The sequence below is a fragment of the Neobacillus niacini genome (assembly GCF_046591715.1).
Classification (GTDB): domain Bacteria; phylum Bacillota; class Bacilli; order Bacillales; family Cytobacillaceae; genus Neobacillus; species Neobacillus niacini_L.
Map to the genome: position 1 here is coordinate 276,942 of NZ_JAWVNQ010000004.1, position 16,788 is coordinate 293,729.

Below are 16,788 nucleotides of genomic sequence, written 5' to 3' on the forward strand. Positions count from 1 at the left end.
AAACTCCTCCTTAAATGGCCGAACCTGCTTTTCCATCTGTTATTTTTTGCGAAACAAAAAGTACAGTAATAATCAGAATGATTTGCAGTACACCGTAGGCGCAAGCGGTTCCGAATTGGAAGGCGTACATTTTTTGGAATATCGCAACAGATAAAGGCATAGTTGAAGTACTATAAATTAATATGGAGGCAACAAACTCCCCTATCCCCTGAACCAAAGCCAGCAAAGTTCCTGCTAGAATACCAGAGAAAGCCATTGGCACAACTACCCTTCTAAACGTATACCACCAATTAGCACCTAAGCTTCGTGCCGCTTCCTCGACAGATTCATCCATTTGCATTAACGCTGCAGAGGTAGAACGGAAGATAAGCGGTAAATGCCGCACAAAATACGCTAATGGTAAAATCCAGAATGTCCCGATTAGGACTTGATTAAAACTGAATACACTTGGTTCGCTGAAGGCAGCGATTAAATTTACTGCTACAACAGTACCAGGGAGTGCCCATGGAACCATAATTAAAATATCGAGGACAGCTTTTCCTTTAAATTTCGTCCGTACCATGGCATAGGCTGCCGCCACACCAAACAAAATATTTCCGGCTGTTGCCACAAAACTCATCTGTAAACTGTTCCAGATTGGACGCCATGTTCGTTCATCCGTAAATAAATCAATATAATGCTGCAAAGTATAAGCGGTTGGTATTACTTGTACTGTCCATTCCCCGTCCACGGAAAAAGAAATCAAGACAAGAACAAGGATAGGAAGCATGAGGATAATGACCCCAATAAAAGATAGAAACATAGACATGTATTTTGCAAATTGGGAACGTAATTCGGTACGATGAACACTGATTCCCTTACTTTGATTTTGATAGTTTCGTCGTCCTTGATACCATCTCATCAGGATTAAGAAGGAAATCGATACGATCGAGAGGATCGTCGATTGTGTCGCTGCCATATCAAGGCTTCCATTTGTACGAGATAAATAGATTTGCATCGTCATCGTCCGTTCCACACCAAACATTAACGGTGCAGTGTAGGATGCCATTGAAATCATAAATACAAGTAAGGAAGATGCGATTAACGCAGGAGTTAACATAGGCAGAATAACCTTGATCCAAATGCGGATTCTTCCTGATCCAAGGCTTGTTGCTGCTTCTTCTAAGGAAGGATCGAGACCTTTAATCGCTGCTGCTGCCGTTAAATAAAAGTACGTGTACATGGTGAAGGTATGAACGACGATAACACCCATAACTCCTTTTAATGAAAACGGTACTTTTTCGAGATCAAAGAGAACTTGGAATGCCCTTGGGATGATACCACTTTCTCCATAAAGGAACGTAAAAGATAACACGCCTACAAGCGGCGGCAATGCCATTGGAACCAGAATTAAAACCGAAAGCAATTTTCTACCTGGAAATTCATATCGTTCCATTAAAAAAGCCATGGTGACACCAACAATAGCACAGGTAATCACACTAATGACCGAAATATATACACTTGTCCATAGCGCTTCAAGATTGGCTGTACTTGTTAAGCCGAAAAATCGCTGGTAATTTTCGAGTGTTGTTCCTTCTTCACCGACTACGCTTTGAAGAAAGGTCTGGTAAAACGGATAGATTACATACCCTAAAAGTACTAAAAAAAGCGGTGATATTAATACATAGACAAAATACTTTGAACGTGTAAGCCGGGCCCACCAGTTCTCATGCAGAGCCGTCGTTTGATTCGCACTCATTCTTTCACCTCTATTCTCCGATTAAGTAGATTCCTTTTTCAGGTATGTGAAGGGTAATCGAATCACCGCGCTTAAGGATTTCATTTCCTTTATTGATAATCATGACCTTCATAATGTTAGAGCCTACTTTCACCACATAATTAATACTCACACCAGTAAATTCTACAAGTTGAATGGTGCCTGTCACCTGATTAGGACCAGTTCCTTCATATACCGCTTCAGGACGGATTGATACTTTAATGGATTCACCTGTTGTTAGCTTTTTCCCATTGGCGGATTGAGACATACTCCCTTGAACGAAAATACTCTCATCGAGCTTAACTTTTACAGTGTCAGCATTTACTTCAACGACCTCTGCATCTAGGATGTTGGCTTCTCCAATAAAGGAAGCAACAAAATGATTCGTTGGCTGGTTATATATCTCTTGCGGCGTCCCAATTTGTTGTACGACCCCTTCTTTCATTACCATAATCCGGTCAGACATCGTCATTGCTTCTGTCTGATCGTGGGTAACATAAATGGTTGTCACACCTAATTCGACTTGAAGTCTTTTAATCTCTAATCTCGTTTCTTCACGCAATTTCGCATCTAGGTTGGATAATGGTTCATCTAGTAACAGAATATCAGGTTCAATGACTAACGCACGTGCTAAGGCAACACGCTGCTGTTGACCGCCTGAAAGCTCATTGATTTTACGAGTCCCGTATTTTTCAAGATGAACAAGCTTTTGGGCCCGTTCAACTTTTTCTTTTATCACGCCTTTTGACATTTTACGAACTTCAAGACCAAATGCAATATTCTCAAAGACCGTCATATGAGGAAAAAGAGCATAGTTTTGAAAGACCATTCCGATATTCCGTTTGTTCGGCTGCAGGGTCGTAACATCTTTGTTGTCAAAAAGGATCTTCCCTTTTGAAGGATAATAAAATCCTGCAATCATCCGTAATGTCGTAGTTTTTCCACATCCTGATGGCCCTAAAAATGTAAAAAATTCTCCGGGTTTCACATCGATATCAACGTTTTCTACTCCAATCGCAGTTCCAAACATTTTACTAACGTGATCAAGCCTTACACTTTTCAACACAAACACCTCGCTGTTCTTAAAAATGAGCCAAAAAGAAAAGCCTTTATTAGGGCTAATTCTTTTACAAAGCAGGAAAACAGCCTCATGCATTCCTGCCTTGTAAAAGAGGGTGAAAAAACTCCTTCACCCCTTTTATCGTAATCTATTAATTTTTACCTTTAATATTTTCGTCCCAATGCTGCATCCACTCAGCTTCTTTTTCAGCCATTACTTCCCAATCTAAGTCTAATCCCTTCAAATCAAGCTCTTGGTACCAATCTGGCATGGTGGATTTGTCGATGTCTGTACGAGTTGGAATTTGAAATAAATCTTCAGCTAATGTTGTACGAGTTTCTGGATCAAACAAGAATTCATAGAATAATTTTGCGTTTTCTAGGTTTTTCGCATCTTTAACAAGTCCAACTGCATCAACTAAAATTGGTGCACCACTTTCTGGATACACGAAATCAAATGGCTGGTTATGCTGATTTTTTTGGATTAGAATATCCTGCAGGTTCCAAAGAGAAATAGAACCTTCTTGACGAGCAAGCTTTAAGTATAGGTTTGTTGGGTCTTGTGCATATTCTTTTGTATTGGCATCAAGCTTTTTAAGCCATTCATAGCCAGCTTCAGGATTATCGGCACCTTGTTCATGAATCATTGCAGAGTAAATGGTTCTCATGGTTCCTGATGCTAATACACCACGAATGATGATTTGATCTTTCCATTTTGAATCAAGTAAATCCTCCCAATCCTGTGGAGCTTCGTCTTTCTTAAGCATGTCAGAGTTGTACATGATAACTTCTGGCAGCAGCATTTCTCCATACCAGCGGCCTTCAGCATCCTTGTGCTCTGGCAAAATGCTTCCATCAAAGCTTGGTTTGAACGATTCTAACAAATCTTCATTTGCTGCTGTCATAAATGCAGATTGTGTTCCTCCCCACCAAAAGTCTGCTTGAGGATTTGCCTTTTCCCCACGGACACGTTCAAGAACTTGCTGTGCTCCCATGGTTAATACATCCACCTGAACATCTGGGTATTTTTCGTTGAACATATCCACCACTTTATCGACAATGGTTTGGTCACGTGCGGTATAGATTACGAGGTTTCCGCTAGCTTCTGCTTTTTCCTCTGTATCTCCTTTTTCATTATCTTTCGCAGGTTTTTCCCCGCCTGAGGAACTGTTCGAACATGCTGAAACGAAAAGCATCAGTACTGCTAATAAGAACACCAACAAATTCTTCTTCTTAAACATACTACTCCCCCTACAAATGAAATTTATTTATTCTTAAAGCAGGCTAGCATAACCCGCTAAGAACCAAAGGAAAATAACTTTCAAAACTGTTACCCATTTAAAGCTAATTTAAGATACTATCGTATTCCCGAAGGAACAATGAAACAGCTCCTAAAACTCCTGCATTTTCCCCTAATTGTGAACGATAAATTTCTACAGAACTAGGCAGGTATTGGTGAACAATTTTTTGTAATCTTGGCAGAATGAAATCCGCAGATTTCATCACACCTCCGTCAAGGATAATAACCTCTGGATTTAATAGAGAAGCAGCATTGATCATTCCATAAGCTAAATGTTCAATAGCATCTTCTGTCACAGAAAGAGCTGTTATGTCTCCTGCTTTTGCTAACGAGAAAGCCTGTTCTCCCGTTAACTCCGTTTCTGCCGCTTCCTTCCATAAAGGATGACTCTGGTTTTCTTGGACAAGCTGCGTAAATCTCCTTCCAATCGCTTTTCCACCTGCAACACTTTCCAAGTAACCATATCTGTGAAAAATAGGTTTGAACTCATTTTTCATATCATTTTTATCTGTAACCATATATCCCAGCTCCCCAGAAGCATAAGAGGATCCGCGATATAATTGGTTATGAATAATAATCCCACTGCCGACGCCTGTTCCCACGGATATAAACAGTACATTCTCTTTATTTTTTGCCCTGCCTAACCATTGTTCACCTAGAACAGCTATATTGACATCATTATCAACATAAACAGGGAAGGAGAAGTATCGTTCCGCTTCTGTCAAAAACGGATAACGAACCCATTTTAAACTTGGAGCTTCCACCACAACCCCCGTATTTGTCTCCGTGATACCGGGTACTCCTACTCCCATTCCCAGAATCAAACTTTTATTCAACTGATGTTTTTGAATCATCTCTTGAACTTCTTTTTGAATTTGTTTCAATAACCCATTTTCTAAATATTTTTTAGTAGGAAAGCTGCTAGCACTGATAATCGTTCCGCCAAGATCTGAAATAACGGTTCTTACTTTCGTGCCGCCGATATCCACCCCAATGACAAAGGCAGCCTTTTCATTAAAATAAAGATGAATAGGTCTCCTGCCACCCTGAGAAGAAGATTCGCCGATGCCTTTTTCATAAACCCAGTTCTCTTTTACTAATTCATCGACTAGTAAGGAAACGGTTGGCTTACTAAAAAGGACTTTTTCCGCGATTTCTGCTCTAGAAATAGGTTGATGATTCTTTATACATTGCAAAACAATCTTTTTATTATTCATCCTTATTTCTGCATTAGATAGTTTCTTATTCATCATCATCACGGCCTTAAATCTATTTGTTAGTTAGTAAGTTTAACTAATTCACCTTCACTATACCTTAATTTGGAAACGTTCACAATACAAAATTTTAAAAATTTGGATAATTAAGATTAATTAGGTGGAAATGATGAAAAACCTATGAAACTAAACCTATATGAATACTGGTACCTATTACTTATTAACCACATCTATTGGACTATTTCCAAATATTAGATAGTTATTTGGTAATATTTACAATTTTTAGAAAGGTAATATAATCATAGGTGTAAATGCTTTTGTCTCATTAGTTAGTAATCCTAACTAACTAAAATACATAAAGGAAAGGAGAATTGGGTAGATTAATTCAGTTAATAATGAAAGGGGTTTCAAAAATTGAGAAAACTTTTCTGTTTATTAATGACCGTTCTATTACTTGCTTCCCTCCTGCCTCCAGTTAGTCTTGCACAAGAACAAAGTGAAGCTGATGTTGAGCTTTGGAATGTTGTTAAACCTCTAGATACTACCGTCACTTACTTAAACACAGGAGCACATCCAGACGATGAACGCAGTGATTTACTTGCCTATTTATCCCGCGGGTTAGGTGTTAAAACAGCTAGCTTAATCGCTAACCGTGGTGAAGGCGGCCAAAATGCCATTGGTAATGAATTAGGAAATGCACTTGGTATTATCCGCTCCAATGAAATGATCGAAGCAGCTAAGGTCAATGGAGTTAAAGCTTATCATTTAAGTGAAATTACATCAGATGATATCTATGACTTTGGTTTTTCAAAATCACCAGATGAAACCCTGGAAAAATGGGGTGCAGATGTTACGTACGAACGTTTAATTAAATTTATCCGTACGTATCAGCCGGATATTGTCATGCCTTCATTTGAAAATGTTGACAGCCAGCACGGACACCATCGTTTGATGGCTATTTTATCGGAAAAAGCATTTAAAGATGCAGCAGATCCGAACGTTTTCCCGGAACAACTTAAGAATGGCCTAAGCACTTGGCAAATAAAGAAGTTTTATTTACCAGCAAATGCTTCAACAGCTACTACATCGATTGAAATTGGTGACTTCGACCCAATTTATGGAATGAGTTACCCACAACTAGGCGAAGCATCCCGCTATCTTCACAAGAGCCAAGGAATGGGAAATGATATTGATGTTGCGCCGAGACAGTCACATCTTAAATTAGTTGAATCCGCTGTAGAAACGGATTCGAATGAGCTTTTTGCAGGAGTTCCATATGACTTCCACGCTTGGGCGGATATCATTCCTGCTGCCAACGTAAGTGAACAGCTGGATACATTACAAAATCAATTAGAAGGTATTATCAAGCTGTATCCAAACCGTGAAGCGATTTTACCTGAATCACAAAAAGCTTTAGGAGCTGTCCAAAAATTAATTGCCAGCACAAAATCTGCAAAACTCGAAGCTGGTGTTAAAAATGATTTGCTTCATAAGCTCCAACTTAAAGAAGAACAGCTTCAGCAAGTAAGTTTCGTTTCTTCCAGCCTTGCTGTTGATACTGAGATTGGTTCTTATGTATTGACTCAAGGTGAAAAAACACAAGTGACTGTTAAGATTACAAATGAGGGCAAGGAAAAAATCCAACATATTGAGGCAGCTTTACTGACTCCTGATCATTGGAAGCATGAAGGTGCAACGAATGTAAAGCATCTTAAGCCAGGTGAATCAAAGACTGTTACCTTTAATGTCACAGTTCCGTCTGATGCAGAATATTACCAGCCTTATGGTGACGCTGTCATCAAAGCACAACTAACATTTAAGGAAAACGGTGTGAAAACAACATCTGTTATCGATTTAGACAACACAGTAAGTGTACTCCCTGAATTAGGTGTGACACCTGACCCAGTGAATATCACAGTTAACACTGCAGATGTTCAAGATGAAATTCCTGTCAATGTTAGAGTGAAGAACTATGCGAATGGTTCTAAGAATGCTAAGGTTTCATTAAATCTACCTCCAGGCTGGTCGAGTCAACCAGCAGCAGCAGATGTTAGCTTCTCTAAACGAAATGAAGAAAAAGAAGTTTCATTCACACTAGTTCCTCCTTCAACGGTTGAAGATGGAAACTTCACCATTGGAGCCATTGCTGCATCAGATGGCAAGACATATGATACGACTGTCCAAGAAATAAAATATGACCATATTAATGACTCTTACTTTATGTACCCATCTAACATTAATGGTGTGGCATTTGAGTTATTAAAACCAGACAATTTGAAGGTTGGTTACATTGACAGTGGCTTTGACACAGTTGCGGATTCACTACAGAATGCTGGATTTGATATTACGAAGATTACACCTGAAGAATTGGCATCTGGAAATCTTTCACAATATGATACAATCGTTGCTGGAATTCGGTCGACTCTTGGAAGACCAGACATCTTACAAAATAACCAAAAATTACTTGATTACGTGAATAACGGTGGCCATCTTGTAATGCAGTATGTTACTTCTGGAGATCCATGGAATGGAGGAGCATTCAAACCACCATATTCATTAACAATCGGCTCTCCTTCCATTCGCGTCCGTGTAACCGACGAAAATGCAAAGGTTACCCATACTCAACCAGAACATGAACTCTTTAACAAGCCAAATAAGATTAATGATAGTGACTGGGATAACTGGGTACAAGAAAGAGCTCTTTACTTCCCAACTGCATGGGATGCTAACTACGAAACATTTGTATCCATGGCGGACCCTGGCGAAGAAGCTTTCAACAGCGGTATCCTAATGGCAAAATACGGTGAAGGAACTTTCTTATACACCAACTTAGTATTCTACCGCCAAATCAACGCCCAAGTTCCTGGAGGATACCGAATCTTCGCGAACTTAATCAGCTACGGCTCAAATAACTAAAATATCATGTAAAAAAGAAAATGACGTGATCTTTACGTCATTTTCTTTTTTTACAATAAAAATACATTTCAAATTATTTATATATGTAAATTTAAGATTTACCGTTTCTGACAAAAAATCGACTGCCAGCCCTCTTGTTCATTTTCTTCAAAGTATAGTACCTTCCAATCTCCAAATTCCGTCAACAACTCATTGGACTTTAGTTTATATTGGTCGGATACCCCTTGTTCCTCTATGTATGGTGACTGATAGTAGGTTTCCATAAAGAAATAGCCGCCCTCTTTTAAAACATTTTTTACAATTGGTAACAGTGAACGGTCAAGGTAATAGGACATAACAATAAAGTCAAAGGGGTTATTTGGCCAATTTAAAGTATCCAAATCTGTTAAGTCCGTTACACGGGGCTGTACACTAAGATTTTCTTTAGCTGCTTGTTCTTGAACATAGTTAATCGCAACGTCTGAAATATCAACTGCCTCGACTTGATTGTTCATTCCCGCTAAGAACAAACTGTTTCCTCCAAGACCACAAGCTATGTCCAGAGCCGTGCCGCCTTCTTTAAAATATGAAGCTAGCTTTTTTAATCTTGGATTGGGTTGAGGTTCCTTTTGCTGAGTTATTCGATCCAGGTGTTTTGTATTCCATTTATCTCTCGTATTCATTTAAAAACTCCTCAATTTGTTTTTTCCATAATACTCCATCCTGATATTTTTGAAAAGTCTTAATTTCGTAACATGCTAAAAGACAAATTAAAAACCCGGAGCCACATTTCTGGCCCGGGGTAAATTTACTACTGCCTATTAATTCTGAATGTCAGTTTCAATTGGATAGATTAACTTAAATTCAGGAAAATGCAATCCATTTTTCTTTAATTCATTTACAATGATCATATTCATAGTAGATTCCGGCACAATACAGTCCAAACAGGTTTGATCCTTTATCACCAATTCCATAACAAGTTTGTTGTTATCCACGTTAGAAACCTGAAGGTCTGCACCATCTAATTGTAAAGTCTTTCGAAGAGATTCTAATATATCTAAAATTTGAATTTCCATAAAAATCCTCCTCCCCATTTCATATTGATATCGCTACTCACTATTGTCTGATTTAATAAACAAACTCTTATAATATTGATAAAAACTCTCCTCTAGATTTCCTAAACTATCAGATTGATAATTGGTATTGGAGTCTGAGACTCTTTTCAATAATTCAATTGTGGAATTTGTCATCACAGGTTCCATTCCTAATTCACTTACGAACGAATGCGCATCCTCCATTTCATTTATTCTCCTTGGTGCATGTAGAATGGTCCCTGTTAAAAATCGATTAAATAGCTTATCGAAAGGGATAGATAATGAATGGTCAATGGATTCCATGATTTTTTCATAAGCACCCCCTGATAGCTTTGCTGCGACAAAGGTTTCAATTAATAGGGCTGCCAGACCTTTCATAAAAATGCTTTTTACCAATTTAAAACTGGATGCTGTCCCAGCTTGATGATCAAGAACTTCGATATTCATACCAATTGAATTTAACTCAAGCGCCGCCTTTTCCGCGTTAATACCCGAAAGGATAATCGCAGCTTCATGCTTCTTAATTGGTAATGGCTCCAGTAGAACACCATCTATAAAACACTTTCCTTTTTCTGCAAACTTTTTTGAAATTTCCCTCATTAAATTCGGACTAGTACTATTTAAATCTATATACATTTGTTCCTTTGTTAAATATAGTAGTATTTCATACGCACTTTGCTCTGCAGCATTTGATCTTGTTACATTGAGAATTAGATCACTTTTTTGTGCTAAGTCACGAGGCGATTCCATCAGCTGAACATTTAGCAATTTTGCCATTTCCTTCATTCCGGAAGATACATTCAGACCCTTGTAGTGATAAACAAATAAGTGAATATTTTCTTTCCCCTTTAATCCCTCAGATATAGAGCGAGCCACTTCACCAAAACCAATAAATCCTATATTAATAGATTTCTTCATCATTCAACGCTCTTTCCACATTTTATAGGTCTAGGAGAAGCTTAGGATTATCTTTGACCATTATTTGAATTTCTTCCATACTAAATCCATGTTCGAGAAGGGAGTTAACCATTGCTTGAAATCCTTCCAGAGGAGTAGGATTATGGATTTGGCCGAAATCTGTTGAAAAAATACATTTATCTACTCCTACAGCACGAATCGCTTCTACATAATCCAGAACGGGCACCTGGGAATGTTTTGGCATCGTGGCAACCCAACAATGGTCCATATATGCACCCATACCTGCTAATGCAATTTGATCTTCAATCGTTAATCTTGTTCCTACAGAAGGAGTTAGAGGATGATTGACAACCAATTTATCTATCCCTATTTTCTCTGCTTCCTCAAAAAGGATAAAAATTTCATCACGGGAAATATGTCCCGTTGCTAGAATCATATTGTTCTCTTTAATGATTTCCAAAATTTCAATAACTTGGGGCACCAGCTTGCTGTTTTGATCAAGTAGTGAAATATTATTAGATATTCTCTGCTTTTCATTTTTCTTATGGGTTGGGTCGTTTTGTGCGGAATAAGTAGGCATCCAAACAATTTTGGAACCTAAATTTGCCTCAATGGCAACTGCCTCTGGATTTAACCCGCCCACACTGGCATCCAACGTAATGCCGCCTATTGCCAACGCTCCATCATTATAATTGTTTGCAAGCTGAGCAATAGCACCGGTACCGAAGCATTTATTTTTCAATACGACTGCCTGCATACCAACCGATTTTGCTTCTCTTAAAAGTTCGAATGCATCTATCTTTCTTTTCGTTAAACCATCTGGAGCAAAGTGTACATGGAACTCCACTGCACCTCGCAATAATATTTTAATATTTTCATTGAACATGCCTACATCCTCCAAAAAACAATTTCCTACATTCTAATTACCTATTTAAGGTTACTGGTTGTTCAACATACTCTTTATCCTTTATCCCATGTGCCATCCATGCACCAAAAAAAATGACAAATGAGTTTATCAAAAAGATAGCCCCTAATCCGATAAACGTACTTAAACTAGCAAATAGAAATGGAATAATCGTTTGTGCTAACCGGTTCGAAGCTAATCTAATGCCTAATATTTCACCAGTCCTTCCAGGGGGAGAAGCATTGTATGTCAAGATGATAGTTATCGGCTGTGTAACTCCCAGCCCCGTACCTAAAAGAAACGCGGAAATCGCCAAAGTATATGGACTGCTAAAAAATGGGATTAAGGCGAAGGCAATAGCCCCCATGCTCATGAAAATATACAATGTTTTCACTCTGCCTATTAGGATGATTAGCTTCGGCATAAAAATACGAACCAATGAATTCATTAAAGCTTGCACAGCAAGTATCATTCCTATTTGCGAAGGGCGTATCCCTTGAGATTGAGCATATAGAGGAAAATATACATAGAAGAGATCGACTGCTGATAGAATAATCATACTAACAAAAATGGAACTGCTTAAATTTCGATTTACAAAGGTTTCTTTCCAAACCTTTGAACTTTTTTCACTTTCTAACGCAGCGGAGCGGGGTACGGTCTTTAACATAACCCCGCAGCACACGGCCAATATCGGTACTAATCCAAGCATTAAATAGGAAAGCTCAAACCCAATATGCTCTGTTGCATACCCCCCTAATAGTGGACCAAGTAAAATCCCAATAGAAGTAAAAACACTAAAATTTCCAATTGCTTTATCCCGTGTTTCATTTGTCGATGATTTTGAAACTCCATTTTGAATCGATAAAATAGCTAGTAGTTGTGATCCTCCTAAAATTAATTGGGAAACATACAGGACTGGAATAACGGGAAAAATATATGGTAGTAACAAAGAGATTAAAATACCTAATGCTCCCACTATAAGAGGTATTTTTTCTCCAAAACGATCTATATACCTTCCTGCAAATATTGCCAGTATTAATGGTGCCAATGAATAGCAGGAAGAAATGATTCCTATCTCAATAATCGAAGCTTGTAAATTTTCCGCAAATAGAGAAGTCAATGGTCTTGCACCAAAGACGGGTAAAAGAATGAAAACTGCAGACATATAGAATAATAATCTTGTCTTTGCCAAACGGTTTCACCTGATTTCAAGTACTTTCATTATTAATTACAGCTTTACTTATTATAATTATAAAAGCCTTTACCCGATTTCTTACCTAATCTTCCTGCCTTTACATACTTTACTAGAATAGGTGATGGCCTAAATTTCTCGCCTAATGTACGGTGTAAATACTCCACATTGCGTAAACGTGAGTCAAGTCCTACTAGATCGGCTAACTCTAGTGGTCCCATCGGATGATTTAATCCTAATTTAATAGCTTTATCAATATCTTCTGCGGAAGCAACACCTTCCATTAACATATTCATCGCTTCATTCCCAATTAAGCAATTCATTCTGCTAGTAACGAAACCTGGAAATTCGTTTACTTCCACTGTTTCCTTCCCTAGTTTTTCTCCTACTTGTTTTGCAATTTGCATTGTCTCGTCAGATGTATCAAGTCCACGAATGATTTCAATTAATTTCATCTTATGAACTGGGTTAAAAAAATGCATAGCAATACATTTTTCAGGGCGGTTCGTGGATGCACCAATTTCTGTAGGGCTCATGGTGGATGTATTGGTTGCTAAGATCGTATGTTCAGGACAAAGCTCATCTAATTTCTTAAAGATATTAATTTTCAACTCTATATTTTCAAAAACAGCCTCGATTACAATATCTACATTGCTTACCGCTGCTTCCATATCCGTTGTATAGGCTATATTTTCTTTTATTTTGTAAAGTTTTGATGGGTCAATAAATCCTTTTTCTGCACTCTTTTCTAATGTCAATTCGATGTATTCCCTAGCATTCGTAAGTGACGCTTCACTTACATCGTTTAGGATTACTTTGAAATCATTTATGGCAGCGGTATAAGCAATTCCTCTGCCCATGGTACCCGCTCCAACAACACACATTGAGTTCATTTCCATCTATCCTTCCTTTTGTCTTACATTATTTTTAGGTTTATTGAAATAATGGCCAATACCACTCATAACAGAAGAAAACTATGACAATACTAGTTATTAATAAAACTAAACTAATAACTAAATGTTCCTTAAAGACTATATAACCCGTTTCATATGCTAATATCATGATTGGTGAATGAATAGGCAAAATGATAAAGCTGGCAACCAATATTGTAATCGTTAGGAAAGTAAATAGATTATTTAATCCAACCGTTTCAGCAAATGCAATAGCCAAAGGAAAGATAACCGTCAATGCTCCTACTGGACTGACAAACATGGCTCTTAACAAGAAAACGACTATCACTAGAATGAAAAAATTAAATCCTTCATAAGAGCTTTGACCTAGAATGGAAAAAATTGAATTCGCTATAATCGATGCTGTACCATTTTGTTGAATCGTGATGGCTAATGAAATGGCTGATCCTAAAAGTAGGAAGTTTTCCCAATCATAATTTCTCAAATCATGATTATCTAATAATTCTATCCCTGGCATTGCGAATAGGGCTAAACAAATTAAAGGTGGAATAATGCTTGGTATATTCCAAAGAGGACCGACCATCCAAAGGAATAACATTAAGAATAATCCTGCAATCACAACCATAAAAGGAAACTTAATCGCAGTATCTATACCTAAGCTACTCTCTTCTGCTGCTTTTAGCTGCTTATTCTCTATCTTGTAAGCTTTAAGATACCGCCACATAAAGAAAGCTGTAATGGTACAGATTATCCAGATAGGGGGTGCCATCATTAGAAACCACTGAATCCATGTTAGAGGATAACCTAGTTCAATCAAGAGGCCAGCTGCTAATATTCCTAAGCCCCCGCCAGTAAAAACAATAATGGTTCCAATTTGGTTTAACCCACCGATCATCCAAATCGAAAAACGTAAGAATGGACTATTCGTTCCTAGGTGAAACCGTTGATTAACTTCTTCAATTAATGGAATAAACATCCTTAATCTTACATTCCCTGATGGCATAATAATCGGAAGAGCTAAATTTGCCAGAAAGAAGCCCCAAAGCGTTTTTTGAACACTCCCTCTAGATGCCTTCATTAATACTTTTGATAGAAACTTATCCAAATGCACCTTCGTCATCGCCGAACTCACCAAGGAAGCTGCTAATAAAAAATATATTGTTGAAGATGCAAATCCTTGAACTGCATCCGAAAACTGGGGGGCTATCCCTAAGGTCATTTGTAGAGCTATAATCAAGAGCGCAGATATTCCCGTAGGAATCACGCGTGTTGTCCAAAGTATGATAGAGATTACTAACAAGATAATCGTTCGCTGCTGCAGCACCTCTAATCCTAAAACCGGAGCAGCCAATAACCCAAGTGTTGATAGAGAAAATAAGATGACAAGGACAAAGATTTTCTTGTTAATTTCGTTCTTATTCATACTCAATGCTTTATCATCGGCCATACTTTTATCACCTAGTTTGATACCCTATCATTCAATAAGGCATCTATTAATAAATTTATTTCCCTTTAAAATTTGGTTTTCTTTTTTCTAAGAATGCTGATGTCCCTTCATATTTATCATCGCTTGTCATTAGGGCTGCTTGTGAAAGCTTCTCTACTTTTAACCCATAAGATTGAGAAAGTTCATAACCTGCATTAATCGATTGTTTGGCAAATCTTAATGCCAGCGGACCTTTTTGAAGCATCCTGTCAGCCATTTCCTCAGCGGTAATGATTAAATTTTCCAGTGGAACAACTTTATTAACCAACCCTAAATCTTCTGCTTCAATTGCCGAAAGTATTTCACCTGTAAAAATGAGTTCCTTCGCTTTTCGCTTACCTACTAGTTGGGCCAGCCTTTGTGTTCCGCCAGCCCCCGGTATCACACCTAGTGTTAATTCAGGTAATCCAAACTTTGCATTTTCAGCTGCAATGCATAGGTCACAAGCTAAGGTAATTTCACAGCCGCCGCCTAATGCATAGCCATTTACTGCGGCAATAACAGGTTTATCAAAGGAATCTATATAACTGGTCAAGCCTTGCATTCCCGGTAATAATGTTTCAAGCATCGTTCTATCTCTTAAACTTCTAATATCTGCACCGGAGGCAAAGGATTTTTCCCCAGCTCCGGTAATAATGACTACACTTACTTCAGGATTTTGCCCTGCCTCTTCAAATGCCAGACGAATCTCATTGATGGTTAGAGGATCAAGTGCATTTCTTACATCTGGCCTGTTTATTGTAATCTTCATTTTCCTATCTTTGACATCAACCAATAGATTATGATACGTCACGTTGAATCCCCCTAAGAATTCCCATAGTTCATTTTCTTGAAAACTCACTCGCCAATATATTCAAAAATGGTAGTAATACCAAGTCCGCCAGCAATACAAAGAGTAACTAGTCCGTACCTGCATCCTCTTCGCTTCATTTCATTCATTAACTTAATGGTTAAAATTGTTCCTGTCGCACCGATTGGATGACCTAATGCAATAGCTCCGCCATTTACATTAACCCTATTAATATCCATTTCTAGTTCCTTGATTCCCACTAAGGTTTGACCGGCAAATGCTTCATTAATTTCAATTAAGTCAATATCGTTAATGCTTAAATTTGCCTGTTTTAATGCCTTTTTTGTCGATGTCACTGGACCATACCCCATTAAATCCGGGCGAACACCAGCTGCTGCCTGGGTAACCACTCTTAATTGAGGTTTTAGACCTAATTCAATTGCTTTATCACGCCCAACCACAAGGACAGCTGCAGCACCATCATTACGACCGCTTGTATTTCCAGCTGTTACGGAGCCTCCTTCTTTAAAAACGGGACGTAATTTTGATAAAGCTTGTAAACTTGTTTTACGCGGATGTTCATCGATTTCAAAAGAAATCGTTTCCTTTTTTTGTCTAATTTGATAAGGAACAATTTCATCTCTAAACTTTCCTTCTTCAATAGCTTGTTGTGCTAAAGTTTGTGAACGAAGGGCATATTCATCCTGTTCCTCCCTGGAAATATTATGAATTTTTACAAGTTCTTCAACCGTCCCTCCCATGGTAATATCGGTTCCATACACTTCTTCTGGCTGGGATTTTGGCTGACTTTCCGTATTTGGATCAAGCAATACTCCGTTCCCCGCAGTAAGCCCAAAACGCACATTGCGCATATAATATGGAGCAGTGCTCATGCTTTCTGCCCCGCCGGCAATAATAACATCTGCTAAGTTACTTTGAATCGCCTGTGCGGCGTTATTTATCGATTGAAGGCCAGATCCGCATTGTCGATGGACAGTATAACCAGGTACTTCAATAGGTAATCCTGCTCGGAGTGCTGCCTTTCGAGCGATGTTCGGATAATCAGTGCTTTGTTTCGCTTGACCTAAAATAACCTCATCAACTAAATTCGCATCTACCTGTAATCGATTTAACAATTCGGATATAACATGTGAACCTAGAAAATCAGGTTCCACATTTTTTAGGGTTCCTCCAATTCTCCCTATAGCAGTACGAACACCATCAACAATCACTACTTCTCTCATCATTCATTTCCCCTTGCCAACTGAA

General features: G+C 38.2%; 14 protein-coding genes. 1 reads left to right on the plus strand and 13 read right to left on the minus strand.

The genetic code is table 11. The features are described from left to right. Positions 1-10: 10 nt before the first annotated feature. The 4 genes from SFC47_RS13600 to SFC47_RS13615 all read right to left on the minus strand — a co-directional run bounded on the left by SFC47_RS13600 (position 11) and on the right by SFC47_RS13615 (position 5,332). Positions 11-1,738 carry an ABC transporter permease gene (locus tag SFC47_RS13600; protein ID WP_411254829.1) on the minus strand — a complete coding sequence of 576 codons (1,728 nt, stop codon included), beginning with the start codon at positions 1,736-1,738 and terminating at the stop codon, positions 11-13. Between the two features lie 10 nt (positions 1,739-1,748). Continuing rightward, positions 1,749-2,819, minus strand: a complete 1,071-nt coding sequence (locus tag SFC47_RS13605) for an ABC transporter ATP-binding protein (RefSeq protein WP_411254984.1) — start codon at positions 2,817-2,819, stop codon at positions 1,749-1,751. A 148-nt stretch (positions 2,820-2,967) separates the two neighbouring features. After that, positions 2,968-4,056 (minus strand): extracellular solute-binding protein, encoded by a 1,089-nt coding sequence (locus tag SFC47_RS13610; RefSeq protein ID WP_411254830.1) that lies wholly within the window; start codon positions 4,054-4,056, stop codon positions 2,968-2,970. A 103-nt stretch (positions 4,057-4,159) separates the two neighbouring features. Then, positions 4,160-5,332 carry an ROK family transcriptional regulator gene (locus SFC47_RS13615; protein ID WP_411254831.1) on the minus strand — a complete coding sequence of 391 codons (1,173 nt, stop codon included), beginning with the start codon at positions 5,330-5,332 and terminating at the stop codon, positions 4,160-4,162. A gap of 411 nt (positions 5,333-5,743) precedes the next feature. Between SFC47_RS13615 and SFC47_RS13620 the strand changes: the two genes are divergently transcribed. After that, the gene (locus tag SFC47_RS13620) at positions 5,744-8,245 is read left to right on the plus strand and encodes an NEW3 domain-containing protein (protein ID WP_411254832.1); all 2,502 of its coding nucleotides are present in this window, start codon (positions 5,744-5,746) and stop codon (positions 8,243-8,245) included. A 98-nt stretch (positions 8,246-8,343) separates the two neighbouring features. Here SFC47_RS13620 and SFC47_RS13625 read toward each other — a convergent pair whose 3' ends face one another. The 9 genes from SFC47_RS13625 to SFC47_RS13665 all read right to left on the minus strand — a co-directional run bounded on the left by SFC47_RS13625 (position 8,344) and on the right by SFC47_RS13665 (position 16,763). Next, the gene (locus SFC47_RS13625; protein ID WP_411254833.1) at positions 8,344-8,907 is read right to left on the minus strand and encodes a class I SAM-dependent methyltransferase; all 564 of its coding nucleotides are present in this window, start codon (positions 8,905-8,907) and stop codon (positions 8,344-8,346) included. Between the two features lie 138 nt (positions 8,908-9,045). Beyond that, a complete protein-coding gene (locus tag SFC47_RS13630; protein ID WP_411254834.1) occupies positions 9,046-9,300 on the minus strand; it encodes a hypothetical protein in 255 nt (84 codons plus the stop codon). Between the two features lie 33 nt (positions 9,301-9,333). After that, positions 9,334-10,239, minus strand: coding sequence for an NAD(P)-dependent oxidoreductase (locus SFC47_RS13635; protein ID WP_411254835.1), 906 nt, complete (start codon positions 10,237-10,239; stop codon positions 9,334-9,336). A gap of 19 nt (positions 10,240-10,258) precedes the next feature. Continuing rightward, the gene (locus tag SFC47_RS13640; protein ID WP_411254836.1) at positions 10,259-11,122 is read right to left on the minus strand and encodes a DUF6282 family protein; all 864 of its coding nucleotides are present in this window, start codon (positions 11,120-11,122) and stop codon (positions 10,259-10,261) included. 37 nt (positions 11,123-11,159) lie between these two features. Further along, positions 11,160-12,332 (minus strand): MFS transporter, encoded by a 1,173-nt coding sequence (locus tag SFC47_RS13645; protein ID WP_411254837.1) that lies wholly within the window; start codon positions 12,330-12,332, stop codon positions 11,160-11,162. Positions 12,333-12,376: 44 nt separating this feature from the next. Next, positions 12,377-13,225 (minus strand): 3-hydroxyacyl-CoA dehydrogenase family protein, encoded by an 849-nt coding sequence (locus tag SFC47_RS13650; protein WP_411254985.1) that lies wholly within the window; start codon positions 13,223-13,225, stop codon positions 12,377-12,379. A gap of 40 nt (positions 13,226-13,265) precedes the next feature. Next, the gene (locus SFC47_RS13655; protein WP_411254838.1) at positions 13,266-14,690 is read right to left on the minus strand and encodes an SLC13 family permease; all 1,425 of its coding nucleotides are present in this window, start codon (positions 14,688-14,690) and stop codon (positions 13,266-13,268) included. Positions 14,691-14,745: 55 nt separating this feature from the next. After that, positions 14,746-15,522 (minus strand): enoyl-CoA hydratase/isomerase family protein, encoded by a 777-nt coding sequence (locus tag SFC47_RS13660; protein ID WP_411254839.1) that lies wholly within the window; start codon positions 15,520-15,522, stop codon positions 14,746-14,748. 44 nt (positions 15,523-15,566) lie between these two features. Beyond that, a complete protein-coding gene (locus SFC47_RS13665; protein WP_411254986.1) occupies positions 15,567-16,763 on the minus strand; it encodes a thiolase family protein in 1,197 nt (398 codons plus the stop codon). Positions 16,764-16,788 lie beyond the last annotated feature (25 nt).